The 23,796-nt window shown below is 56.6% G+C and carries 19 protein-coding genes, 1 tRNA gene and 1 pseudogene; 12 read left to right on the top strand and 9 right to left on the bottom strand.

Features of this window, described 5'->3' with window-relative positions; all coding sequences use genetic code 11:
• Window positions 1-36: 36 nt before the first annotated feature.
• The 4 genes from ACR0AK_RS08365 to miaA form a co-directional block, all read right to left on the bottom strand.
• Window positions 37-1,500, bottom strand: coding sequence for an ABC transporter permease (locus tag ACR0AK_RS08365; protein WP_170557682.1), 1,464 nt, complete (start codon window positions 1,498-1,500; stop codon window positions 37-39).
• A gap of 12 nt (window positions 1,501-1,512) precedes the next feature.
• Window positions 1,513-2,559, bottom strand: a complete 1,047-nt coding sequence (locus tag ACR0AK_RS08360) for an ABC transporter permease (RefSeq protein ID WP_480793651.1) — start codon at window positions 2,557-2,559, stop codon at window positions 1,513-1,515.
• 135 nt (window positions 2,560-2,694) lie between these two features.
• The gene (locus ACR0AK_RS08355) at window positions 2,695-4,365 is read right to left on the bottom strand and encodes an ABC transporter substrate-binding protein (protein WP_170557679.1); all 1,671 of its coding nucleotides are present in this window, start codon (window positions 4,363-4,365) and stop codon (window positions 2,695-2,697) included.
• 327 nt (window positions 4,366-4,692) lie between these two features.
• Window positions 4,693-5,586, bottom strand: a complete 894-nt coding sequence (gene miaA, locus ACR0AK_RS08350; RefSeq protein ID WP_480792979.1) for a tRNA (adenosine(37)-N6)-dimethylallyltransferase MiaA — start codon at window positions 5,584-5,586, stop codon at window positions 4,693-4,695.
• A 97-nt stretch (window positions 5,587-5,683) separates the two neighbouring features.
• On the opposite strand from miaA, the gene pyrH reads away from it, so the two are divergent.
• The 10 genes and pseudogenes from pyrH to ACR0AK_RS08300 all read left to right on the top strand — a co-directional run.
• On the top strand, window positions 5,684-6,436 hold the full coding sequence (gene pyrH / locus ACR0AK_RS08345) for a UMP kinase (protein ID WP_170557675.1): 753 nt from the start codon (window positions 5,684-5,686) through the stop codon (window positions 6,434-6,436).
• 253 nt (window positions 6,437-6,689) lie between these two features.
• The gene (locus tag ACR0AK_RS08340) at window positions 6,690-7,916 is read left to right on the top strand and encodes an aminotransferase class V-fold PLP-dependent enzyme (protein ID WP_480792978.1); all 1,227 of its coding nucleotides are present in this window, start codon (window positions 6,690-6,692) and stop codon (window positions 7,914-7,916) included.
• 47 nt (window positions 7,917-7,963) lie between these two features.
• Window positions 7,964-9,388 (top strand): cryptochrome/photolyase family protein, encoded by a 1,425-nt coding sequence (locus ACR0AK_RS08335; protein ID WP_480793650.1) that lies wholly within the window; start codon window positions 7,964-7,966, stop codon window positions 9,386-9,388.
• Between the two features lie 69 nt (window positions 9,389-9,457).
• Entirely contained in the window at window positions 9,458-10,666 is a 1,209-nt protein-coding gene (locus ACR0AK_RS08330; protein ID WP_170557671.1) for an SAM-dependent methyltransferase, read from the top strand.
• 16 nt (window positions 10,667-10,682) lie between these two features.
• The gene (locus ACR0AK_RS08325) at window positions 10,683-11,123 is read left to right on the top strand and encodes a TrgA family protein (RefSeq protein WP_170557669.1); all 441 of its coding nucleotides are present in this window, start codon (window positions 10,683-10,685) and stop codon (window positions 11,121-11,123) included.
• Window positions 11,124-11,155: 32 nt separating this feature from the next.
• A complete protein-coding gene (locus tag ACR0AK_RS08320; RefSeq protein ID WP_480792977.1) occupies window positions 11,156-12,271 on the top strand; it encodes an NUDIX domain-containing protein in 1,116 nt (371 codons plus the stop codon).
• Between the two features lie 69 nt (window positions 12,272-12,340).
• Window positions 12,341-13,375 carry a cysteine synthase A gene (locus ACR0AK_RS08315; protein ID WP_480792976.1) on the top strand — a complete coding sequence of 345 codons (1,035 nt, stop codon included), beginning with the start codon at window positions 12,341-12,343 and terminating at the stop codon, window positions 13,373-13,375.
• Entirely contained in the window at window positions 13,375-15,804 is a 2,430-nt protein-coding gene (locus tag ACR0AK_RS08310; protein ID WP_480792975.1) for a DUF3772 domain-containing protein, read from the top strand. The genes ACR0AK_RS08315 and ACR0AK_RS08310 overlap by 1 nt, the downstream gene beginning before the upstream one ends.
• A gap of 90 nt (window positions 15,805-15,894) precedes the next feature.
• Window positions 15,895-15,984, top strand: a tRNA-Ser gene (locus ACR0AK_RS08305).
• Between the two features lie 82 nt (window positions 15,985-16,066).
• Window positions 16,067-16,213: pseudogene (locus ACR0AK_RS08300) on the top strand (GntR family transcriptional regulator); the annotation flags it as partial.
• A 34-nt stretch (window positions 16,214-16,247) separates the two neighbouring features.
• On the opposite strand, the gene ACR0AK_RS08295 reads toward ACR0AK_RS08300, so the two are convergent.
• Window positions 16,248-17,126 (bottom strand): LysR family transcriptional regulator, encoded by an 879-nt coding sequence (locus tag ACR0AK_RS08295; protein ID WP_480792974.1) that lies wholly within the window; start codon window positions 17,124-17,126, stop codon window positions 16,248-16,250.
• A 308-nt stretch (window positions 17,127-17,434) separates the two neighbouring features.
• On the opposite strand from ACR0AK_RS08295, the gene ACR0AK_RS08290 reads away from it, so the two are divergent.
• Together ACR0AK_RS08290 and ACR0AK_RS08285 are read left to right on the top strand one after the other, a co-directional pair.
• Window positions 17,435-17,689 (top strand): hypothetical protein, encoded by a 255-nt coding sequence (locus ACR0AK_RS08290; protein ID WP_170557657.1) that lies wholly within the window; start codon window positions 17,435-17,437, stop codon window positions 17,687-17,689.
• Window positions 17,690-17,732: 43 nt separating this feature from the next.
• Window positions 17,733-18,737 carry a GlxA family transcriptional regulator gene (locus ACR0AK_RS08285; RefSeq protein ID WP_480792973.1) on the top strand — a complete coding sequence of 335 codons (1,005 nt, stop codon included), beginning with the start codon at window positions 17,733-17,735 and terminating at the stop codon, window positions 18,735-18,737.
• 8 nt (window positions 18,738-18,745) lie between these two features.
• On the opposite strand, the gene ACR0AK_RS08280 is transcribed toward ACR0AK_RS08285, so the two are convergent.
• The 4 genes from ACR0AK_RS08280 to ACR0AK_RS08265 are packed head-to-tail and all read right to left on the bottom strand — an operon-like array spanning window position 18,746 to window position 23,792.
• Window positions 18,746-19,306 (bottom strand): sarcosine oxidase subunit gamma, encoded by a 561-nt coding sequence (locus ACR0AK_RS08280; RefSeq protein WP_480792972.1) that lies wholly within the window; start codon window positions 19,304-19,306, stop codon window positions 18,746-18,748.
• Window positions 19,299-22,244: a sarcosine oxidase subunit alpha family protein gene (locus tag ACR0AK_RS08275; protein ID WP_480792971.1), complete on the bottom strand. Its 2,946-nt coding sequence runs from the start codon at window positions 22,242-22,244 to the stop codon at window positions 19,299-19,301. The genes ACR0AK_RS08280 and ACR0AK_RS08275 overlap by 8 nt, the downstream gene beginning before the upstream one ends.
• A complete protein-coding gene (locus tag ACR0AK_RS08270) occupies window positions 22,241-22,528 on the bottom strand; it encodes a sarcosine oxidase subunit delta (protein WP_480792970.1) in 288 nt (95 codons plus the stop codon). The genes ACR0AK_RS08275 and ACR0AK_RS08270 overlap by 4 nt, the downstream gene beginning before the upstream one ends.
• A 13-nt stretch (window positions 22,529-22,541) precedes the next feature.
• Entirely contained in the window at window positions 22,542-23,792 is a 1,251-nt protein-coding gene (locus ACR0AK_RS08265; protein ID WP_480792969.1) for a sarcosine oxidase subunit beta family protein, read from the bottom strand.
• Window positions 23,793-23,796 lie beyond the last annotated feature (4 nt).

Genomic DNA, 23,796 nt, shown 5'->3' with positions numbered 1-23,796 from the left:
TGGGGTCCGGGGGCAAAGCCCCCGGTCACTCTCACATCAGTCCTTCAGGCTTTCTTCGCGCAGCCCATCCGCAAGCAGGTTCAGACCAAGAACCAGCGACAGCAGCGCAAAGGCAGGTGGAAGGGCAGGGTGCAGATAGATCGACAACAGCTTGCGCCCTTCGTTGATCGTTGAACCCCAGTCCGGGCTTTCCGGTGGAAGGCCCAAGCCGAAGAAACCCAAGGTTCCCAACAGGATGGTCGTATAGCCGATGCGCAGACAGAAATCGACGATCAGCGGTCCACGTGCATTGGGCAGGATTTCCCACAGCATGATGTACCACGGACCTTCGCCACGGGTCTGTGCCGCCGCCACGTAATCCCGCGTTTTGATGTCCAGCGCCAGACCACGCACGATGCGGAATACCGTGGGCGAGTTCACGAAGACCACCGAGACGAACACCACAAGAATCCCGCCTGGGATATCGAACAGGTCCAGATAGGTTGGCAGACCCCAGATGCTGTAATCATCGGTGTTGATGACATAGCCTCCGGTCGAAATCAGCGACAAATAGAGCCATAGTGCGATACCCAAAACCCCGATCAGCAGCGGTGTCCGGAAATTCGGGCGTGTGTAGTAGCGCGAGTTCAAAAGAACGCCAATGAACAGGATCGGGAATATGAACAGAACCGCGGCCATATAGTTCGGCACGCCTGTTGCCACGATTTCCGGTGTGACCAAGAGGTAGAACAACAGGATGACAGGGAAGGCGAGGATCAGGTTGGCCAGGAACGACAGGAACGTATCCAGACGTCCGCCATAGTACCCGGCTGGCAGGCCCAGGGTGATCCCGACCATGAAAGCAAACATGGTCGCAAGCGGAGCGATCTGAACCACGATCCACGCACCTTTGACCATTCGGCTAAAGACGTCGCGGGCAAGGTTGTCGCCGCCCAGAAGGTACCAGGCATACTCACCTTCTTCGGGGCTTGGCAGTGGTGTTCCCGGCACTTTGTTCTTCATGCCCGAGACCTGAACCAACGGGTCATGAGTGATGATCAGATCCAGCGCACCGAAGATCCCGGTGAAGACCCAGAACATCACAAGACCAAAGCCGATCATGCCGATGGGGCTGTCGAACAGTTTGCCGTAAAGGCCGAGGCGGCGTTTGAAGGCAATCGACATTGCAAACAGGATTATCAGCGATAACCACACAGGCAGAAACTGCTGCGAGATCGCTCCGATTATCCCGGCACTGGTTCCCATGAGGATACCAAGCACGATATAGGCCAGCGCAAGCGCGACACAGGCGGAAAAGCTGTATCTCAGGGCCTTTTGTGTTAGCCCACGTAGCCCGTTGCCGCCGCTTATGGTGCCGTCGATATTCACGCTCATCGGGGATTCGGGCAGCACAATGCTGCCGATAATCCAAACGACGATTGATACGATCAACGCGGCAAGCGCGATCATCAGGATAGGGTTCAGAATGGCGATAGAGCCGGTCCAGCTTAGAGGTTCCATGATCTATCTCCCTTACGAAATACGGATGCGCGGGTTGAGGTAGACATAGCCGATATCGGAGATCAGCTGCGTCACCAGCACCACAAAGACCGACACGACCGAAATCGCCAGCAACAGCTGAATGTCGTTGTTGCCCGCCGCCTGAACCAGTGCCCAACCGAAACCTTTGTAGTTGAACAGGGTCTCAACAATCACCACGCCATTCAGCAGCCATGGGAACTGCAGCATGATGACGGTAAAGGGCGCGATCAGTGCGTTGCGCAGCGCGTGCTTCATAACAATGTTGCCAAAGGAAACACCTTTGAGCCGCGCGGTTCGGATGTACTGCGCCGTCATGACCTCGGTCATCGATGCGCGGGTCATCCGGGCGATATAGCCCATCCCGTATAGTGAGATGGTCAGTACCGGCAGGAAGAAGTTCTCGAAGGTTGGGTTGTCCATCGCTGACGTCGCCGTGCCCTTGAACCATTTCAGGCCGACGGTCGACGAGGTGAAGATCGCGATGAAGATCACACCCGACACATATTCCGGCGTCGCCGTGGTAATGATCGAGAATGTGGACAGGGACCGGTCCAATGCTGATCCTTCACGCATCCCGGCCAACACACCCACAAGCAGCGCAGATGGCACCATCAGAACCAGAACCCAGAACATCAGATAGCCGGTATTGCCGAGACGTATGCCGACGATTTTGCCAACATCATCCTTGAAAACGGTGGAGTAACCCCAGTCGCCCTGCAATACGCCGCAATATCTGGGAGTCGTTTCCTCGGTCGATCCCGGGCGGGTACAAGTCCCTAGGAACGTGCCGTCATCAAGCGTCTTGGTGTAGCCAGGGAGAACGCCCAGCCATTGACCGTACTTGACGAGAGTGGGTTGCAGATAACCGCGATTGTCCAGCCAGGTCTCAACCTGTTCGTCGGACATCCGCTGGTTACCTTGCGTTTTGGCAAGCTTTTCCAGGTTCGGGTAGAGGTTGGTCAGAAAAAAGACCACGAAAGTCAGGCACAATGCAGTGAGTAGCATGACGCCGAACCGTCGGAGGATGAATAGTCCCATGATGGCCCCTGTTGTTCGGGTGTTCCGCAGATCATTGGACCATTGTCTGGCCTCGGACATCCGACCCCGTGTCGGCCTGTCTGCGGCTGGAAAGGGGCGCCCTGATCAGGCGCCCCCATTAACGTCTGGCAGGTTTTAGGCCGCCCAACCCCACTTATAGTGGTGGTGCTCGAAAGAGACGTGCATGTCGGTTCCGACAAGGCCGTCTTTCATGTGCCGGTACAGCGAACGCCAGTAAGGCTGAATGGTGACGCCTTCTTCCTGGATCATCGCTTCGCCCTTGGCGACTACTTCACGGCGCTTGTCCGCATCCGCGATGGCCAATGCTTCTGTCAGCAGGGCATCGAACTCGGCATTGGACCAGCCAAATTCGTTCCACGCTTCACCGGTTCGATAGGCCAGAGCCCAAATCTGAACGCCCAGCGGACGGTGGTTCCAGTTGGTCGAGCTGTAGGGATACTTCGCCCAGTCGTTCCAGAACGTGTTGCCCGGCAGAACTGTCCGTTTGACTTTGATGCCAGCGTCGCGCAGCTGCGCTGCGACCGCGTCGGTGGTGTTCCGGCGCCAGTCGTCGTCGATCGAGATCAGCTCGTGCTCAAAATCGATCATTCCGGCTTCTTCCATCAGCGCGCGTGCACCTTCCGGGTCGACCTTCTGCGGGGGTAGCTCAAAGTAATCCGGGTGGATCGGACCAACGTGGTGGTTTTCCGCAGGAGAACCGCGGCCGCCGTAGCCCAGTTCCAGACAGATCGAGTTATCAACTGCCATCTGCAAAGCCTGACGCACACGCTTGTCTTCGTAGGGCTTCTTGCCGTCGATCTCGGCCAGCTGGTTCGGACGGATGACAATGGTGTTCATGGTCACAACTTCGGATTTGATGTACCCGAGGCTGTCCATCACGTCGATGAATTCACCAACTGATTCATACAGCATGTCGACTTCGTCGGACTCCAGTGCCGCCAGCCATGCGGACGGGTCGGTGCCGTAGTCAATGTAGACGATGCTGTCCAACGCCGGGCGACCAAACACCTCTTCACCCCACCATGTGTGGTTCTCGTTGCGAACGAGGGTGGCTTTAACGCCAACCTCCAGGTCCTGGACCAGGTACGGCCCGGTCCCAACGTTGTTGAGAAGGTCCGTTTCGCTGAATGAGCTGTGAACAATCGCCGCCGGGTAGTCTGCCATGCCCGCAATCAGCGAGATGTCAGAAGCTGGCAGATTCAGTTTGACGGTGTTGGCATCGACAACTTCGATCGCGCCGTCGATCGCCTGACCGGATTCCGGATCGATCAGTGTCGCAAAGCGACCGGCCATCGAGTTGGTTTCCGAGCTCTTGTCGCACCAGCGGCCGATATTGCGGGCCACATCATCTGCGGTGAAGTCGTCGCCGTTGTTCCATTTGACGCCCGGACGGACTTTCAGAGTGTATACGGTTGCGTCGTCGTTGACTTCCCAGCCCTCCAACAACATGCCGCGGAATGTACCGTCCGAGTTGTACTCGACCAGATATTCCATCGTGCCGCGAGTGACGTTCGCGATCTGCGACCAATCGTACGTACGTGGGTCTTTCAGCGCGCGCACTTCCTGCTGAACGCGCAGGGTGCCACCTTCTTTCTTGGCGTCTTCGCCTGCCGCATGTGCAGGCGCGGTCAGGCCGATCATGCCGTAGGCTGCGGCTGCAGTGACACCAAGACCGGTAGTGCGGGTCAGAAACTCGCGCCGGTTCAGTTTGCCGTCCCGATATTCCTGTGCATGCATCTCAGCGGCCCAGTGCATCGGTGCTCCGGTCATTGTCTGATTTTTCATTAATATTACTCCCTGTGAGTCAGTATTTTTTTGGATGAAGTGTCGAACCGCTCAGGCCGGAATACTCCGGATGGCAGGTTCAAGGATTTTCTGATCTCGGATTCTGGACATCCCCATAACCGACATTCGGCACCAGAATTTGGGATAGGTCAATGTTCGAAATCGTCATTCATGGTACAAAAACGACATTGACGGACAGAGTTTATCGCTCTCAGCTTTTTCCGCCTCAAGAGAATCCTTCGGCAAGTTCAGTTTAGCGGTAGCGGATTCGCCGCGAATTTCTTGCAAGTGAGTTCGCGAATAACATGGCTTCAATCGCGGCAGGTATCACTCTGATAAATCGATCCGATTCCAACTTTTCATGCGGGCGCGAAACCAGGTGCGCTGTCGTTTGGCGAATTGGCGGGTCGAAATCGTGGCCCGATCGCGGGCTTCTTCCAATGTCATCCTACCATCGATATGGGCCATCAACTCGGGTACGCCGATGGCTTTGAATGCCGGAAGCGACGGATCATAAAGGTCGCGCATTCTTTCGACCTCGTCCAATGCACCGGATTCCAGCATCAGATCAAAGCGACGCGTGATACGGTCCAAAAGCCATTGTTTATCCACGTCAAAAACAATGGGTACTGCGTCCGTGACGTCCAGAACTGGGGGAGGTGTGTCGTCCTGCCAGTCACTAAGGCTGCGAGTGGTGGCTTTCTGCACTTCCCATGCCCGCTGAACGCGTGCTCGGTTCTGGATGTCGATCCGGGACAGTGTCCGCGCATCTACGCCAGCGATCAGCGTCGGCAGGTCCAGACTGTCGGCTTCGGACCGGATTTCAGGCGACGTTGGGGGAATATCAGCCATTCCTTCGGTCAGCGCCGAAAAATAAAGCCCGGTTCCGCCCACAATAATAGGGCGCGCATCACTCTTCAGCAGCGGCTTCACCTCGCGCAGCCAGTGGCCTGTGGAATAGTCCTGATCATAAGCGATATGGCCATACAACATATGCGGCGCGCGGGTTTCTTCCTCGACTGATGGGCGGGCTGAAATCACGCGCCAGCAATCATAAACCTGACTGGCATCAGCGTTCACGATGACACCGCCGAACCGCTCGGCTATCAACAGGGCAAGAGCTGACTTACCTGACGCCGTAGGACCTGCAATCAACACAGGTCTTCCGTCGGGAATATGGGGCAGGCGGTCCAAAATCTGTGATCTTGCGGGTTCGGTCATTTAAGACTGCCTCATTCCTTACCAACCGCATTGAACCTGCGGAGCTTTTGCTTCATTTTGCGCCGGAAAATAAACCCGTGCCAGCCCGGAGCGCAACATGAGCCTTTCCCCAACCACCGACACCGCCGAAACCCCAAAGACTAAGTACGATCGCGTAATGCTGAAAATCTCGGGCGAGGCGCTTATGGGTGATCAGGGCTTTGGCCTGCATCCGCCAACTGTTCAGCGCATCGCGCAAGAGGTCAAATCGGTGCACGATCTGGGGGTCGAGATCTGCATGGTGATCGGCGGGGGCAACATCTTTCGCGGTCTCAGCGGATCAGCGCAGGGGATGGAGCGGACAACGGCCGACTACATGGGCATGCTGGCAACGGTTATGAATGCGCTGGGGATGCAGTCCGCACTGGAAGAGGTCGGGGTATTCACCCGGGTTATCTCTGCCATTCGAATGGACGAAGTTTGTGAACCCTATATTCGTCGCCGCGCTGTGCGCCACCTTGAAAAGAAACGTGTTTGCATCTTTGCTGCCGGTACCGGCAACCCGTATTTCACCACAGATACTGCCGCGACCCTGCGCGCCAACGAAATGGCATGCCAGGCGATTTTCATGGGCAAGAACGGCGTCGACGGTGTGTATGACAAAGACCCCAAAGAACACGCGGATGCCGTACGTTACGACACCGTCAGTTACGACGATGTGCTTGCCAAGCGCCTGCGCGTCATGGACGCGTCGGCCATTGCGCTCGCACGGGACAACAATCTCCCGCTGATCGTCTTCGGGCTGGACGAACCCGGTGGGTTCCGTGGCATTTTGGCGGGTGAGGGGACCTACACCAAAGTTCAGGGCTAAACCGCTTTACAGATTGAACGAAAGCCGGGCTCGGATGCCCGGCTTTTTTGTGTGCACGCTTTGAAAAGCTGCACGCTTGACGAACCCCGGGACTCCTTGCAATTTACGCGTGTTCCTGCGCCCGATCAGCACAGGGGCTGTCTGCACCTGTCGGCGTGGACTGGGCTGGAAGACCTGCCATGATTTCTGAGGGTTCCGAAATCATGCTCGGGCACCTCTTGGATGAACGCGCATGATCAAGGAGAGACGTGCTATGAGCACTCTGGATGTCAATTTTGTCCGGTCACAGTTTCCGGCTTTTTCCGAACCCAGCCTAGAGGGACAGGCGTTCTTCGAAAACGCTGGTGGGTCATATACTTGCAGGCCGGTGCTCGATCGCCTGACGCGGTACTACAGGCAGCGCAAAGTTCAACCCTATGCGCCGTACGATGCGAGCCGTCTGGCTGGTGAGGAAATGGACGAAGCCCGCGTGCGTATGGCCGCCATTCTGGGGGTCGAGACCGATGAACTGAGCTTTGGCCCATCGACCACCCAGAACACGTACGTTCTGGCGCAGGCATTTCGTCAATGGATGAAACCGGGGGAGGCCATCGTCGTCACCAATCAGGATCACGAGGCGAACTCTGGCCCATGGCGGCGGCTAGAGGCCGAGGGAATTGAAGTCCGCGAATGGCAGATTGATCCCGAAACCGGCTCTTTGAATCCGATGAATCTGGAAAACTTACTGGACGAAAACGTGCGTCTGGTTTGCTTCCCCCACTGCTCGAACGTGATCGGAGAGATCAACCCGGTGACCGAGATCACCGCAATTGCCCACGCGGCCGGAGCGTTTGTCTGTGTAGACGGCGTTTCTTACGCCCCGCACGGGTTCCCGAATGTTGGTGATCTGGGACCGGATATCTATCTGTTTTCGGCCTATAAAACGTATGGGCCGCATCAGGGATGCATGGTCATCCGGCGAACGGTGGGGGAAATGCTGCCGAACCAGGGACACTACTTCAACGGCGGTGTTCTATACCAACGGTTTACCCCGGCAGGGCCGGACCACGCCCAGATTGCGGCCAGCGCGGGCATGGCGGATTATATTGACCTTTTGTGTGACCACCACAGCGGATCCAACGGCGACGCGGCCGAGCGTGGCGCATTCGCCCATGATCTGATGCGCTCGCATGAGATCGCATTGCTGCAGCCGGTTCTGGACGCAGTCAAAGATCGCAACGCGGTCCGCTTGATCGGGACATCCGATGCCAATCGTCGCGCACCTACCGTGGCCCTGGCTCTGAATCGCAACGCCGAAGCCGTCGCCGCTGATCTGGCCGAACTTGGCATCATGGCGGGTGGCGGCGATTTCTATGCCGTCCGTCCGTTGACGGCGATGGGGGTCGATCTGGATCAAGGCGTTCTGCGGGTCAGCTTCACGCACTATACCTCTCAACAGGAAATTGATCAGCTTTTGAATGCACTTGACGACGTTTTGTGATCCAGTTTCCCTCTGGCTTCGTAACCGAAGAAAACGCCAGGGCGGACATGGAACAAGAGCAGACACCGATCATCCTATGGTTCCGGCGAGACTTGCGCCTGTCGGACCACCCAGCGCTATGCGCGGCGGTTGAGACTGGGCGTCCCGTAATACCTCTTTTCATATTGGACCACACGGTTCAGGCTCTGGGCGCAGCGCCCAAATGGCGTCTTGGATTGGGCCTGCGGGCATTTTCGCGGTCGCTTGAGCGGGTTGGCAGCCGTCTGATCCTGCGGCAAGGGGATGCGCTGTCTGTTCTGCAAGAGCTTGTTGTTGAAACCGGAGCAACCAGTCTCTTTTGGTCTCGGGCTTATGATCCTGACGCGATTGCCCGGGACACAAAAATCAAGACAGCGCTGACCGAGCAAGATGTTTCAGCTAAGTCTTTCGCTGGTCATCTTTTGTTCGAACCTTGGACAGTGGCCACGAAAACAGGCCAGCCATTCCGCGTGTTCACTCCGATGTGGCGATCGGTGCGAAACCGGGACATACCGGCACCAAGCGCCCCGTATGCTAAACTAAGATCACCTGAAACATGGCCTGTTTCCGAGGCTCTTGAGGATTGGCGTCTGGGCTCACAAATGCGGCGCGGAGAATCCGTGGTAGCGCCCTTTGTCCGACCTGGCGAAGCCGCCGCGTTTGAGGCGTTGCACCAGTTTCTGGACCGCATTTCCGATTACTCGGATCATCGGGATCGAATGGACTTGGAGGGGACATCTAACCTGTCCGAGTATCTTTCCTTGGGTGAAATTGGTCCGCGCAGTGTCTGGCACGCAGTTCAGCGCGCCGGAATGACCGGTGAGCAAGGGGTTGAACCTTATTTGCGCCAATTGGTCTGGCGCGAATTCGCATATCACCTGATGTATCACACGCCGTCTCTGCTGTGTAGTAATTGGAAGCCTGAGTGGGACAGTTTTCCATGGAACACTGATGCCGACAGGCCTGAAGTGGTAGCCTGGAAGCAAGCAAAAACCGGTGTGCCGGGCGTCGATGCCGGGTTACGACAGATGTATGTGACCGGTCGTATGCACAATCGGGCCCGGATGATCGTCGCAAGTTACCTGACCAAGCATTTGATGACTCATTGGAAAATTGGCATGGATTGGTTCGCGGATTGCCTGATTGACTGGGATCCGGCTGCAAACGCGATGGGTTGGCAATGGGTTGCGGGTTCCGGACCAGACGCTTCTCCCTTTTTTCGTATCTTCAATCCGCAAACACAGCAGGAAAAATTCGACCCGCAATCGAACTTTGTTCGACAATGGATTGCCGAAGGACAAACCAATCCGCCGGCAACAGCATTGGCTTACTTTGATGCGGTTCCGGTTTCATGGAACCTTGGCTCGACGGATGCGTACCCTCAGCCCGTAGTCACTTTGGCAGCTGGTCGGGCGCGGGCCTTGGCGGCGTATCAGGACCGAAAAAACCAGTAACGAATTGAAAACTTGCCACAAACACAAACTCGGCCTAGCCTGTTTGCGCGGCCGCACAGAGGAGAGCGGATGACTTTAACGACCACAGACGGGCAGAAAGACCTGCCCAGATACTTTGCGCAAGTATTCAAAATGGTTAGCCGGATGCAGTCCGGCCGATTGGACATTGCACTGCCGGATGGTCGTGTCTTCCGAACCGAGGGCGCCAAACCAGGGCCGGTTGCGCGTGTGGATATCCATAATCCAGACGTTTTTGCCCGGCTGGTTCGCGAAGGCGAACTTGGTTTTTCCGATTCATATCTGGAAGGTGACTGGAGCACACCAGATCTGCGATCTTTCATGGATTTGGTGCATGTGGGTGATGAAACCGTCTATGATGATTTCACCGGTAAAGTCCTTGTGCAAATGTATGAACGACTGCGGTTTTGGCTGCATCGGAACAACCGGACTCAGGCCAAGAAGAACATCTCGTACCATTATGATTTGGGCAATGAGTTCTATGGTCTTTGGCTTGATGACACGATGACTTATTCCAGCGCTCTGTTCGAAACGGGGCAGGAAAGCCTGGAAAAAGCGCAAACTGCGAAATATGCCAGCCTGATTGATGAAATGGGCGCAAAACCCGGAGATCATATTCTTGAGATCGGCTGTGGCTGGGGTGGGTTCGCTGAATACGCTGCAAAAGAGCGTGGCCTACGGGTCACAGGTCTGACGATCAGCCAGGAGCAATTGAAGTTTGCGCGCCAAAGAATTGAAAATGCTGGTCTTTCTGATCTAGTAGAATTCAAATTGCAAGATTATCGAGATGAGCGCGGTCAGTATGACGGCATTGCCTCGATTGAGATGTTCGAGGCGGTGGGGCAAAAGTACTGGCCTGTGTACTTTGATACTGTGCGCGACCGCTTAAAGCCTGGGGCACAAGCGACGCTGCAGATCATCACTGTCGCGGACCACAGATGGGATGTGTATCGTAATGGTATTGATTTCATTCAGAAATACATTTTCCCGGGCGGAATGCTTCCCGCACCATCGGTTTTGAAAGAGCAGGTTGCTCAGTCGGGGTTAAAGGTCGTCAAATCGAAAGAATTCGGCAAAAGCTATGACCTGACCCTGCGCCGCTGGTACGACACGTTCAACGATAAGTGGGACGAAATCTCGGAAATGGGCTTTGATGAGCGTTTTCGCCGCATGTGGAATTATTATTTGACCGCCTGCGGAGCAGCCTTTGACACCGGCAATTGCGATGTGACACAGATCACTATAGCGAAACCGAGTTAAGGAACGGACTTCAGAAATGCCCACTGCCCCCAAGCTTATTGCTGGCTTTTGCCTTTTGATCGTGGCGTTCTTGGTTTCTGGCATGATCATCGCAAACGGTGAAGAGGGTAAGAACTACGGCAGCTTTACCTACGTGAACATGGGCTTGGGCGTGGTCTGCGGATGGTGGATCATGGGCAAGCGTGCTGGTCGGGGTTGGACTTCCGCAATTAACAACGGGTTGACCGGGATGGCGGCGCTGGTTTTTTGGGGCCTGTTTGTTCAGGGCGTCAACGAAATGCTTCGTCTGGCAATGCGCCATCGGTATGACGGGCCGTTCGAGGCGCTGATCTCCATCTTCAAGATCGGCGTTGAATATGGTCAGCAACTGATAGCGCCTGAAATCTTGTGGACATTGATTATTGGAGCCATTTTAACTGGGCTGGCCACCGAAGAAGCAGCCCGCCGGTGGCGTTGATCTAACAACAACAAATACGAAAGCAGCCAACAGTGTCCGATCTGTTCTTCTATGGCACGCTGCGGCATATGCCATTGCTGGAGCTTGTCCTGGGGCGTCCAGCGTCTGAACTTGAATTTGCTCAGGCGACGCTAAAAGACCACGCAGTCTATAGCGTACAGGATCAGGTGTTTCCCATGATTGTGCATGAGGATGCCAGTGTTGCCAAAGGACTATTGGTCCGAGGGTTGACCCAGGAGGATCAAAACCGGTTGACCTTCTACGAAGGTGGGTTTGACTACGATCTGAAGGCGCAGACAGTAGATCTGGACGATGGAACAAAGGCGCAGGCCCTTGTGTTCTATCCGGAACCAGGGCTCTGGACCCGCGCCCACCTTTGGTCGTTGCATGATTGGTTGGATGAGTGGGGAGCATTGACGATGCTCGCTGCGCAAGAGGTCGTGGGATATTACGGCAAGGTCGATGCAGATCAGATTTCACGCAGCTTCCCGTCGATCCGAACCCGCGCTTGGGGAAAGCTGGCGGCTCAGCAACGCGCAACAGGTGACAAGCGAGAGATCGCCAATGACGTCATCGTACACGACCGCAATCCTGCCTATGTCAACTATTTCGCGATTGAAGAAATCGCGTTGCAACATCGCCAGTACGATGGCTCGATGGGGGCTGTACTTAACCGTAGCAGCCTGATGCAGGGCAGTGCCGTGATCGTTCTGCCATATGATCCGGTGCGGGACACGGTGTTGTTGGTCGAACAATTCAGAGCGCCGGTTTTTTTGACTGAAGATCCTGAACCGTGGATGTGGGAGCCCGTTGCGGGAATGGTCGACCCGGGCGAAATGCCGGAACAGGCCGCGCTGCGCGAGGCCGAAGAAGAAGCCCAGGTTGCTTTGAGCCAACTGGAATACGCAGGTGGTGCTTACTCCTCCAGCGGGTCTTCGACCGAGTATGTGTATCTTTACGTTGGGCTGGCTGATCTTACAAAGACCATTGAAAACGGCGGGCTGGCCACTGAAGGCGAGGATATTCGAACCCGGATTTTATCCTACACGGACTTCATGGACAGGGTCGACAGCCACGGGTTCAAGGATTTGCCGCTGTTGGCGCTGGCCCATTGGCTTGCACGTCATCGCGCGCGTCTGCGCGGATGACTTTCGCCGCTTGTGGTCATCGCGCACCACAGGTAAATCTGCGTTGATCCGAAATGAAATGAGGGCGCCATGCGCATTGCACGAGACCTTGCCGACGCAGTCGGAAAAACCCCGCTAATCCGTCTGCGTCGCATCAGCGAAGAGACCGGGTGCGAGATCCTCGGCAAGGCCGAATTCATGAACCCGGGTCAGTCGGTAAAGGATCGTGCGGCTCTGTACATCATTCGCGATGCTATAGCGCGCGGCGACTTGAAACCGGGCGGCACCATTGTCGAAGGTACAGCAGGCAACACAGGCATCGGTCTGGCGCTTGTTGGCGCGTCGATGGGATTCAAGACTGTCATTGTCATCCCCGAGACGCAGTCCGAAGAGAAAAAAGATATGCTGCGGCTAGCAGGTGCGCAACTGGTGCAGGTTCCGGCCGCGCCGTATCGCAACCCTAACAACTTTGTACACTATTCGCGCCGTTTGGCCGAGGAACTGGCAAAGACCGAACCGAATGGTGCGATCTGGGCCAACCAGTTCGACAATGTCGCGAACCGCCAAGCGCATGTGGAAACAACCGGCCCTGAAATCTGGGAGCAGACGGACGGCAAGGTGGACGGTTTCGTCTGTGCTGTGGGCTCTGGTGGCACACTTGCGGGCGTAGCCGAGGCTTTGCAGCCTAAGGGCGTCAAGATCGGCCTCGTCGATCCGATGGGAGCAGGGCTGTTTTCGTATTACACCACCGGCGAAATCGCGATGGAGGGCGGCTCGATCGCGGAAGGTATCGGGCAGGTGCGCATCACCAAGAACCTTGAAGGTTTCAAACCTGACTTCGCCTATCAGATGACTGATAACGAAGCGCTGCCCTACATCTTTGATCTGCTGCGTGAAGAAGGCCTTGTCATGGGTGGATCGACGGCCATCAACATGGCGGGCGCGGTGCGCCTAGCCAAGGATCTGGGGCCTGGCCACACTATCGTGACAATACTGTGCGACTATGGCACGCGCTACCAGTCCAAGCTGTTCAACCCGGACTTCCTGCGTGAAAAGGAATTGCCGGTGCCCGATTGGATGACTGAAGCTCCGCGCAGTATCCCCGGCGTGTTTGAGGACGTGTGATGTTTCGGCAGGTTCGCCTGTTCCTGAGCCTTGTGGCGGTATATTTTGCGATGCTGTGCGGCCCCGTCGCGGCGCAGCTTACTGATCGTCAAAGCGAGTACTATCAGGGCTGGGTTAAAACCGCGGACCGGGCCGAGACAGTGATCGAGGACAATCGCGCGTCGAATGCTTCGCTCGAAAACCTGCGCGCGGAGATCAACGATTACCGCGACGATTTCAATCAGGCACGCGGCGCAAACACCGAACGTATCCAGACGCTTGAAAACCAGATCAAAGCTCTTGGTGCTGCGCCCGAAGGCGACGCGACCGAACCAGAGGACATTGCGACACTCCGAAAACACCTAAACGAGCAACTGAACAGTTTGCGCGTCCCGCAGATCATCTCGGAAGAGGCATTTAGCCGGGCCAATGGTCTGATTTCCGAGATAGATAAGTTATTGCGGGACCGTCAGACGAAAGAGCTTTTGGAGCGCGGGCCGTCGCCGCTGAACCCCACCAGCTGGCGACCGGCTTGGGTTGATGTGAATGAAGCCGCGCAAGCGTTGTTTAACGAAGCGCGGCGGAACCTGAAAACTGACGTGGTGCATGAACGATTGCGGTCACGTGGGCTGGGTATTCTGGCTTTGGTTTTCGTCGCTGGCGTTCTGTTGCTGTACGGCAAACGTTGGTCCGAAACCGCCGGTGAACGGCTGCGGGCCTTGGGTGGGCAGGGAAGTGGCGTATGGACGTTTCTGATATCGCTGCTGCGAATTATCCTGCCTTGGCTTGGTGTCTGGCTTCTGGTTGAGGCGGTTGTATTGACCGGCGTTCTGGGGCTACGCGGGACGTTGTTGATGGAAAACGTGCCGTATTGGGCTGCGATCATCCTATTTTATGACTGGATTGGCCGACAGGTTTACGTGCTGCAGGCGGCGCAAGGTTTCAAAAAGCTATCCCGCCAGAAAGTCACCGAACTGCGCGTCTACCTGGACCTTCTTGCGGGGCTCATGATCCTGCACGAACTGGTGAACCTGTTCGATCAGATTGAAAACATCTCGGATGCGACGCGCGCTGTCGTCGCGTTTCCGATTATTGTCGCTACAGCTTTGGTTCTGCTGCGCGTTCGTCGCGTCCGAAGTGTCGACGTACCTGTGGATGCAGATGAGCCATCCGCAACGGCACGTGCTGCCGGGTTCAGCCAACTGGTCGAGTTCATTCGTCGTGCCTTGTTCTTCCTCGGTATCGCCAGCCCGATACTGGCAATTCTGGGGTATACGAATGCAGCCGAGGCAATCGTTTTCCCGGCCGTTCGTTCGCTGGTTCTTATTGCGGCGCTTGTTATCGTCCAACGGTTCCTAACTTCTGTTTACGGATGGGTCAGCGGGCAGGGCGACAAGGCCAAAGACTCTTTGTTTGCGGTGCTCATCGGGTTTGCAATGGCCATTCTGGCTATGCCCGTGCTCGCGCTGTATTGGGGTGCGCGTCAAACCGACCTGCAGGAAGTCTGGTCGCGCCTGCTGCAAGGGTTTGACATTGGCGGGGTAACCATCTCGCCCAGCAACTTCTTTACGTTCCTCGTCATATTTGCCATCGGCTATGGCCTGACGCGGATGCTGCAAAGCGGGCTGCGCAATTCTTTGTTGCCAAAGACCAGCATTGATCCGGGCGGGCAAAACGCGATTGTGTCCGGCACCGGATACGTTGGTGTTTTTCTGGCCGCACTTGTCGCGATTACGATTGCCGGGTTCAACCTTTCATCTCTGGCCATTGTTGCAGGTGCTTTGTCGGTCGGCATCGGCTTTGGTCTGCAGACCATCGTGTCGAATTTTGTGTCGGGCATTATCCTGCTGGTCGAGCGTCCAATCTCGAAAGGGGATTGGATCGACGTGAATGGGATGATGGGCTACGTCCGCGATATCTCGGTTCGCTCAACGCGGATTGAAACGTTCGACCGCACGGATGTAATTGTTCCAAACTCTGATCTGATCAGCGGCGTTGTCACGAACTATACCCGCGGCAATACGATTGGGCGGGTAATTGTTCCGGTCGGGGTCGCCTACGGAACGGATACCCGTTTGGTGGAAAAAATCCTGGGTGAGATTGCGAATGCGCATCCGATGGTTCTGGCCAATCCAGCCCCCAGCGTGGTGTTCCAGGGGTTTGGTGCAGATTCTCTGGACTTTGAAATCCGCGCCATCCTGCGAGATGTGAACTGGGTGCTGTCGGTCAAATCCGACATGAACCATGAGATCAACAAACGCTTTGTCGCTGAAGGGATCGAGATCCCGTTTGCACAACGAGACGTCTGGTTGCGCAATCCCGAGACGTTGCAGGGCAGCGTAACCCAACCCGCCAAGGAAACCGACGAAACACCGGCGGTAAAGCCATCCTCAGCGCCTGTCGAGATGACTGAGACTGATTTGGCTGATGGTGACGGGGACGAGATTTAACCGCCTTTGCAGGGCTTTCGATTTCGAGTGAAATTTCACCTCAATCGGGCCTTGCAAATCCCCCGGTGATAGTCCAAATATCGCCGGCACGGAGAGGTGGCCGAGTGGTCGAAGGCGCACGCCTGGAAAGTGTGTAGGCGGGAAACCGTCTCCAGGGTTCGAATCCCTGTCTCTCCGCCACAATCCCTCTAGGCGACATTCATCCAACCCTGCTTATACGTGACACTCTCAGTCCCTTTGTTTTACCAGCGCAGATGAGGCCGTCGGCGAGCATCGCCGTGTAATGGATGCCTTACAAACCCGCGATGGGAATGCGACCGAGTTGGCGATGCGCGCTCATATTCACGCGGCCCAGCGAATGCGTATTCGCGCGTTACAGAAACGGGATCGCGCAACTGATCAGGCCTAATCCGAAGGGTTTCAGATCCTTCCGAACCAGATAGCTAACTAACAGCTTTCAGATGTTTGGCGTTTCCAACCTCGCGGCTGATCTCTTGTATCAGCGCCATCGCAGCAGGGTTGCGTCGTTTGACGTGTAAGCGTGCAACGTATGCAATGGCTGGTGGATCCGGGAAAACGCCGTTGATTACTTCCATGTCCGGAGTGACATGCATTCCGTTCAGTAAGGCAACGCCCAAACCGGACCGAACAGCAGATTGAATGCCGGCAGCACTGGGGCATTCCAAAACGTTGTCGAGATGTTGCCCTTGTGATTGCCCGTCTGCAAATCCCCACTGGCGATAAAAGCATTGGGTGTCGAAGGATATGAATGGGACGGGTGCTGCCGCATCCAGTCGGAAATCCGGCGACTTTACCCAATGCAAAGTGTCCTTGAACAGGACAAGGTCATCGGGCTGCGCATCGTGTTGGAAAACTTGCATGACGGCTACATCAAGCTCTCCTGCTTTCAGCCATTCCTGCACGTTCAGACTTTGGCTGGTCCGTGTGCGAACCTGGACCTCTGGATACAACCGCGTGAAGCGTCCCAATATGCGAGCGATGTCGCTGGTTGCCGTATCCTCGGTCATGCCCAGCCGGATCGCACCAGCCAAAGGTCTCTTGACCAGGCTAGACAGAGCTTCATCGTGCAGAGCGCATATTCTGCGGGCGTATTCGCACAGGCGCGAACCTGAATCGGTGAACATTGGCCCACCAGTCTGCCGCGCAAGAAGATCACAGCCCAGGGTTTGCTCCAACCGCCTAATCTTGTGGCTGACGGCCGATTGCGACAGCGCTAGGTGTTCAGCCGCACGGGTTACGCCGCCATGGGACGCAATCGCCAGAAGGGCGCGAAGGGCGTCAATTTCCAATCGTTCAGTCATAAAAATACCATGACAATATTAGATTGATGGATCAATATCATTCATTTGTGTCACGTACTAGCGTTGCGCTAGGGGTTGGAAAAGTCAAAACTCAGGAACGCCCTCATGACATGTCTCGTCTTGAACACCTCGCTGATCAAAAAAGCCACGGACTGCCAACGGAGCGCATGGGGAAGACGAACCAGCGATCAATGCGTTGGGTGCTGACCAAATACCCGCCCCGGATAATTGCGGGCATCCATCGATGCCAAAACCGATTAAGCGGTTTTCACTTTGTTGGACGACTTCCTGTGCGAAAGGCTTGAGGCATGACGGATCAAATCAATACACCTAACAGGCGCGGTTTGACGACTGTATTCGAAATCTCCGGATCGGTGCTGGCCATGGCCTATGCCCTGCTGATCGCTTCAAATACGGGGGCTGAGCTGTTGGGCTTTAGCCTGTTGTTGCTGTCCTCGGGCCTGTTCGCAGCCTGGGCGGTGGTTGACCGCCGCTGGACGTTCCTGTTGTTGCAGGGGTTTTATGCGGCTTCGGCGATTATAGGGTTGATCCGCTGGGCGTGAACTTCGCATGGGGCTGATGAGGATTTCCTGCTAGGAAAGCCGTATGCGCAAGAAAGATAGAATCGAAATCGGCTTTTTGCTGTTTGACGGCTTTCCAATGGCCTGCCTGACCTCGGTGATCGAACCATTGCGGGCGGCCAACGAAATTGCCGGGCAAGAGGCTTTCTGCTGGTCGTTGGTCTCAGAACATCGTCAGAAGGTGCAATCCAGCGCCGGTGTCCGGTTCGAAGCCGAGCGGTCCTTGGCTGACTGCAAGGCTATCGACATTCTGTTCCTGCTCAGCAGCCCAACCTCGGGTTTTGATAGCCCAACTGTGGCTAACGGAGCCCTGCGTAGTCTGGGGCGACATGGCACGATTCTGGGCGGGATCAGCGGCGGCGTTTTTCCCTTGGTCCGGTCTGGGGTGATGGGGGGGCAGCCTGTTTCGGTTCACTGGTGTTATGAGGCCGCATTTCTTGCTGAATTCCCAGAGATCAACTCTCGTAGCGAGGTGATTGTGAAAACAGCCACACGCTACACCGCAGCCGGCGCCGCGGCCGGGTTCGATCTGGCTTTGCATCTGATAGAGGACCGGCTGGGAGGGGACGTCGCACACGAGGTCGCTTGTTGGTTCCAACACCCGATGATGCGCGGGGCAGGGGTGCGTCAACAGGTTCCCACGGCGACCGCGCCGGTTACCGGCGACAGTCTTCCGCCTCTGGTATCTCGCTGCGTTGACCTGTTCGCGGGTCATATGAGCGAACCAATTTCCATCGCGGAGGCAGCACAACAAATCGGGGTCACGCCGCGCCAGGTGGAACGTGCTTTCAAACAGGCGACGGGCCAAAGCCCCAGCCATTACTATCGCGCAATGCGCATGAAGGCGGCACGGCAGATGGTGGTTTATACCAAAGACCCGATCGCAGATATCGCGGCTGCGATCGGGTATGGTTCAGTGGCGCCGCTGGTGACGCATTACCGTTCTGCCTTTGGGCTTAGCCCCAGCGAAGACCGACGCCGAATTAACCGTTTTCGTGTCGAAGGAAATGCGCCTTTGCCATCGGTCTGAGGACCGCCTTACAGCGCCGACCGCATGGCCGCGACGATAGCATGATGCAGAGATCCGGCGGACGAACGAGGGCCATAGATGCTGTATGCATCAGGCGACCGGCATAGAACAAAGCAACCGATGTGATGGATTGAGCATCTGCCGACGCTGCCCGTTTCGATCTTGCGTAAGTCGAGCGTGCACAACAGCTCCAGCACAGCCGGGATTTGATCGCCGCTCAGATCAAACCGCGTCCACCCGTCTGTTTGTTCCGTTACTGACGCGGCATCGCCCACAGCGGGTTTTACCTGATCAGCGAGGTCCTCGTGCGTATCGAAAGGTGCTTCGATCATCCATTGATCAGGGCCTGCCCAAAAGGCTGTAACTGGATCCCCGGCATGTTGACCGATACTGGGTGCAGGTACGCCGATCAATTTGGCCAATGCTTTAGTGGCCTTGGTTTCCTGTCCGATACGCGCGGCGACTGATGCCAGCGCGACGCCGGGAACTTCCGTACACGTAACCCCGCCTATTGTGTCAACACGCGGCTCAACCCCGCCCAATGCGGTTATTGCAACTAGATCATGCACGCAGACGATCTCCTTCGGGGTCAACGAAATGGGCCGACACAATTTCGACCTCGACGGTCAGATCGGTCAACGGGGATACAAGGCGCATTTTTTCGCCCATTCGGTTTGCGCCGTCCTTCAAAAAGCCCAGCCCGATACTGCTGCTCAATATGGGCGAATACGCAGCCGAAGTGACATAGCCCTGATCGTGGGCGGCATCCACCGGTCCGGTGCTATTCATCAGATGGCCTCCTGCGGTGATTTTCTCTTCGGATGATACTGGCTTGATCCCGACCATACGCAGGACGTCGGGTTCAACCAAAGCCTCACGCTCAGATAGGATCGAGCCGATGCTGTCTTTCTTTTTTGACACCATCTTACCCATTCCAAGGTTCAATGCCGTTGTGGTTCCGTTCAGCTCGTTACCCGCCGCGTGACCCTTTTCGATCCGCATGACGCCCAACGCCTCTGTGCCATAGGGGACAACGCCGAACTCTTCGCCTTCGGTCATCAAACGTCGCATCAGGGCATCGCCATAGCGCGACGGCACAGCGATTTCGAACGCCAGCTCGCCCGAGAACGAGATTCGGAACAGCCGAGCGCGAAGCCCGCCGCAGACTGTGATATTGCCACAGCCCATGAACGGGAATGCCTCGTTCGAGATTTCGAATTCCGGATCGACAATCTTTTGCAGCAGTTTACGCGAGTTTGGACCGGCAACCGCATACTGCGCCCAGGATTCGGTGGTTGAGATCAACTGCACGTCCATGTCGGGGAACAGGCATTGGCGCACAAATTCCATGTGGCGATAGACACTTACGGCATTCGCAGTGGTGGTTGTGACAACAAAATGATCCTCGGCCAGACGTGCGGCCGTGCCGTCATCCATAGCCATGCCGTCTTCACGCAGCATCAAACCGTAACGGGTCTTACCGACAGCCAGCTTGGCGAAACCGTTGGCGTAGACGCGGTTCAGAAATGTAGCTGCGTCCGTGCCCTGCACGTCTATCTTGCCCAGTGTCGTACAGTCGCAAACACCAACCGACGCGCGGGTTTGGCGGACTTCGCGATCCACCGATTCACGCCAATGAGTTTCGCCGGGCAGGGGGAACCACTGCGCGCGCAGCCAGTTGCCGACCTCAACAAACACAGCGCCCCGTTCCTTGGCCCAGTAGTGTGAAGGTGTCAGGCGGGTGGGGTGAAACTCTTGCCCCTTCATCCGGCCGGCGAAGGTGCTGATGGGAACCGGTGTGTAGGGTGGGCGGAAAATTGTCGTGCCCGTTTCGGGGATCGACTTTCCGGCGACTTCGGCCATGATCGCCAAGGCGTTGATATTCGAGGTCTTGCCCTGATCGGTCGCCATGCCCAGTGTGGTATAACGCTTGAGGTGCTCTACCGAGCGGAACCCCTCTTGATAGCTGAGCTTGACGTCTTTGACGGTCACGTCGTTTTGCTGATCGAGCCACGCACGTTTGCATCCTTCGACGTACCAGAAAGGTTTTTGCGAAACCGGGGCATCTTCGGCTTCGGGCAGGTCGGGCAGTTTGCCGGACAGTTCCATCGCTTCGACAGCGCCATCCATCCCTGATTGCAATGCACCTTGCGTAGACATCACCCCGTTCGCTGCACCCGCGACAGTCAATCCGACGGGCAGATTTGAACCGGGCACAAAGGCGGCCAGATCGTCGTTCCAGACCGGACGCCCGCGCTGATGGCAGGTCAGGTGCACATTCGGGTTCCATCCACCCGAAACGCCCAGCGCGCCGCATTCCAGCGTGCGGGTCGAGCCGTCGGGCAGGGCAACTTCGACAAAGGTCAGTCCAAGGCGCCCCTTGGTGTTAACAACTTGTGCGCCGCGCAAGACTTCGTAGTCATAGTTGACCGGAGCATCTTCACGCACATCGACAACGGCGCAAATGTGAACGCCCTTGGCATGCAAGTCGGCGGCGGTGCGATGACCATCGTCATTGTTGGTGAAGATCGCCACACGCTGTGAGGCCGTCACCGCAAACCGGTTGGCGTAAGTCCGCAAGGCGCTGGCCATCATTATGCCGGGGCGGTCGTTGTTTTCGAACGCAATCGGCCGCTCGGTCGCGCCAGCACACAGCAAAGCCTTCTTGGTGTAGATACGCCACAGGATCTGGCGCGGCTTACCGGCGGGCAGGGTGGCCACGTGATCCCCGGTCCGTTCAACAGCACCGTAGATGCCATGATCGAACGCGCCGATGACGGTTGTTCTGGTCATCAAGCGGACATTGGGCATACTCGACAGTTCCGCGACAGCCTGCGCGGCCCAGTCGCTGGCGCTTTGGTCGTCGACCGAGAATGTCTCGCTGTTCAGACGTCCGCCGAACCGAAAGTCTTCATCTGCCAGGATAACGTCCGCACCCGCGCGCCCCGCGGTCAGGGCCGCCATCAAGCCTGATGGGCCCGCACCAATGATCAGCAGATCGCAATGGCGGAACCCCTTGTCATATTCGTCGGGGTCGGCCTCCATTGAGAGTGATCCAAGGCCAGCGGCGCGGCGAATGATCGGCTCATAGACTTTTTCCCAAAAAGCTGCCGGCCACATGAATGTCTTGTAGTAGAACCCGGCGGACAAGAAGTTCGAAAACAGATCGTTCACGCCCAAGGCGTCGAATTTCAGGCTTGGCCAACGATTCTGCGATTGTGCCTCAAGCCCGTCAAACATCTCGATCGTGGTGGCGCGCGTATTGGGTTCCTGTCGGTTGCCTGCACGCAGTTCGACAATACCGTTTGGTTCCTCGGATCCGGCAGTCAGCAAGCCGCGCGGGCGATGGTATTTGAAAGAGCGCCCGATAAGCCGCACGTCATTGGCCAAAAGGGCCGAGGCCAGAGTATCGCCTGGATGAGCGGTATAGCTGCGGTTGTCGAACCGGAAGTTCACTGTGGTGTTGCGGTCGATCTGGCCACCGCTCAGCCTGTTGTTCTTGGTCATTTGGATCTTCCCCGCGCGCGGGCCACGTCGCGGGCCAGTTCTACCTTGGAAATCTCATGCGTGGTGGTGTCACGGGTCACGACCAGCCAGGAACGGTCGCCAACCTCGTGAAACCACAACTCCTGATGCTTGCCGGCGGGGTTGTCGCGCACATAGCCGTACTCATAGAACGCTTCGGCCGCGTTATCGGCCTGCCAATCCGGGCGGTTAATCAAAGATGCGTCACCCAGATAGGTGAACTCTGATGCGTCGCGCGGGCCCAGAAGGGGGTGATTGATAATCATTCTGCTGCTCCCCTCAGTGCAGGTTGGGCTGGTTGCCCACGCCTTTTTCGTCGATCATCCGCCCCGTGCGGAACCGGTCCAGTCGATAGGCCGTGGCCGTTGGGTGCGGTTCGTCCTTCGCCAGCAGATGCGCAAAGCAATGGCCCGATGCGGGGGTTGCCTTGAACCCGCCATAACACCAGCCGCCGTTGAAATAGAGCCCCTCAACCGGTGTGCGGTCGATGATGGGCGAACCATCCATCGACATGTCCATAACACCACCCCACATGCGCAGCAGACGGGCGCGGCCGATCATTGGCATCAACGAGACGCCGCCTTCGCAGACATCCTCGACCACAGGCAGATTTCCACGTTGGGCGTAGGTGTTATAGCCGTCGATATCACCGCCAAAGACCAACCCGCCTTTGTCGGACTGGCTGACATAGAAATGTCCGGCCCCATAGGTGATAACGCTGGGCAACACAGGCTTCAGACCCTCGGACACGAAGGCCTGCAATACATGACTTTCGATCGGCAGACGCATTCCCGCCATGCCCATCACGCGGCCCGAGTTTCCGGCAACAGCGCATCCGACTTTGTTCGCTCCGATAAAGCCTTTTGACGTTTCAATGCCCAGGCACTTACCGTTTTCGATCCGAAGGCCTGTGACCTCGCAATTCTGGATGATGTCCACGCCGTGGCTGTCGGCAGAGCGGGCAAATCCCCACGCGACCGCGTCATGGCGCGCCGTTCCCCCGCGTCGCTGCACCAATCCACCTTTGATTGGAAACCTTGCGTCGTCGAAATTCAGATAAGGGTGTTCCTTGCGCACCTGATCGGCATCCAGCAGTTCGGCGTCTGCGCCGTTCAAGATCATGGCGTTGCCGCGCCGGATATAAGCATCGCGTTGACCGTCCGTGTGGAACAGGTTGATGATGCCGCGCTGGCTCATCATCGCGTTGTAGTTCAGGTCTTGTTCAAGCCCTTCCCACAATTTCATCGAGAACTCGTAAAACGGCTCGTTCCCGTCGAGCATATAGTTCGAGCGAACGATCGTCGTGTTCCGCCCGACATTGCCGCCGCCGATCCAACCTTTCTCGACAACCGCAACGTTTCGCTGACCGTAAACCTTGGACAGATAATGCGCCGTCGCCAGCCCATGACCGCCGCCACCAATAACGATGATGTCGTAATGGTCTTTGGGTTCAGGGTCGCGCCAGACCGGTTTCCACCCTTTGTGGCCGGTAAGCGCCTCTTTGATGACTCGAAAGCCGGAATATCGCATGAAT

This window comes from Ruegeria sp. BI12 (genome assembly GCF_056537985.1).
This window is presented reverse-complemented; position numbering and strand designations above follow the sequence as displayed.

Coding starts and splice junctions, on each gene's coding strand:
- miaA (WP_480792979.1), bottom strand. CDS start 5,586: ATGACCGAACCCGCAAGATCACAGATTTTGGACCGCCTGCCCCATATT.
- ACR0AK_RS08340 (WP_480792978.1), top strand. CDS start 6,690: ATGAGCACTCTGGATGTCAATTTTGTCCGGTCACAGTTTCCGGCTTTT.
- pyrH (WP_170557675.1), top strand. CDS start 5,684: ATGAGCCTTTCCCCAACCACCGACACCGCCGAAACCCCAAAGACTAAG.
- ACR0AK_RS08315 (WP_480792976.1), top strand. CDS start 12,341: ATGCGCATTGCACGAGACCTTGCCGACGCAGTCGGAAAAACCCCGCTA.
- ACR0AK_RS08295 (WP_480792974.1), bottom strand. CDS start 17,126: ATGACTGAACGATTGGAAATTGACGCCCTTCGCGCCCTTCTGGCGATT.
- ACR0AK_RS08325 (WP_170557669.1), top strand. CDS start 10,683: ATGCCCACTGCCCCCAAGCTTATTGCTGGCTTTTGCCTTTTGATCGTG.
- ACR0AK_RS08335 (WP_480793650.1), top strand. CDS start 7,964: ATGGAACAAGAGCAGACACCGATCATCCTATGGTTCCGGCGAGACTTG.
- ACR0AK_RS08270 (WP_480792970.1), bottom strand. CDS start 22,528: ATGATTATCAATCACCCCCTTCTGGGCCCGCGCGACGCATCAGAGTTC.
- ACR0AK_RS08365 (WP_170557682.1), bottom strand. CDS start 1,500: ATGGAACCTCTAAGCTGGACCGGCTCTATCGCCATTCTGAACCCTATC.
- ACR0AK_RS08285 (WP_480792973.1), top strand. CDS start 17,733: ATGCGCAAGAAAGATAGAATCGAAATCGGCTTTTTGCTGTTTGACGGC.
- ACR0AK_RS08265 (WP_480792969.1), bottom strand. CDS start 23,792: ATGCGATATTCCGGCTTTCGAGTCATCAAAGAGGCGCTTACCGGCCAC.
- ACR0AK_RS08275 (WP_480792971.1), bottom strand. CDS start 22,244: ATGACCAAGAACAACAGGCTGAGCGGTGGCCAGATCGACCGCAACACC.
- ACR0AK_RS08290 (WP_170557657.1), top strand. CDS start 17,435: ATGACGGATCAAATCAATACACCTAACAGGCGCGGTTTGACGACTGTA.
- ACR0AK_RS08330 (WP_170557671.1), top strand. CDS start 9,458: ATGACTTTAACGACCACAGACGGGCAGAAAGACCTGCCCAGATACTTT.
- ACR0AK_RS08355 (WP_170557679.1), bottom strand. CDS start 4,365: ATGAAAAATCAGACAATGACCGGAGCACCGATGCACTGGGCCGCTGAG.
- ACR0AK_RS08360 (WP_480793651.1), bottom strand. CDS start 2,559: ATGGGACTATTCATCCTCCGACGGTTCGGCGTCATGCTACTCACTGCA.
- ACR0AK_RS08310 (WP_480792975.1), top strand. CDS start 13,375: ATGTTTCGGCAGGTTCGCCTGTTCCTGAGCCTTGTGGCGGTATATTTT.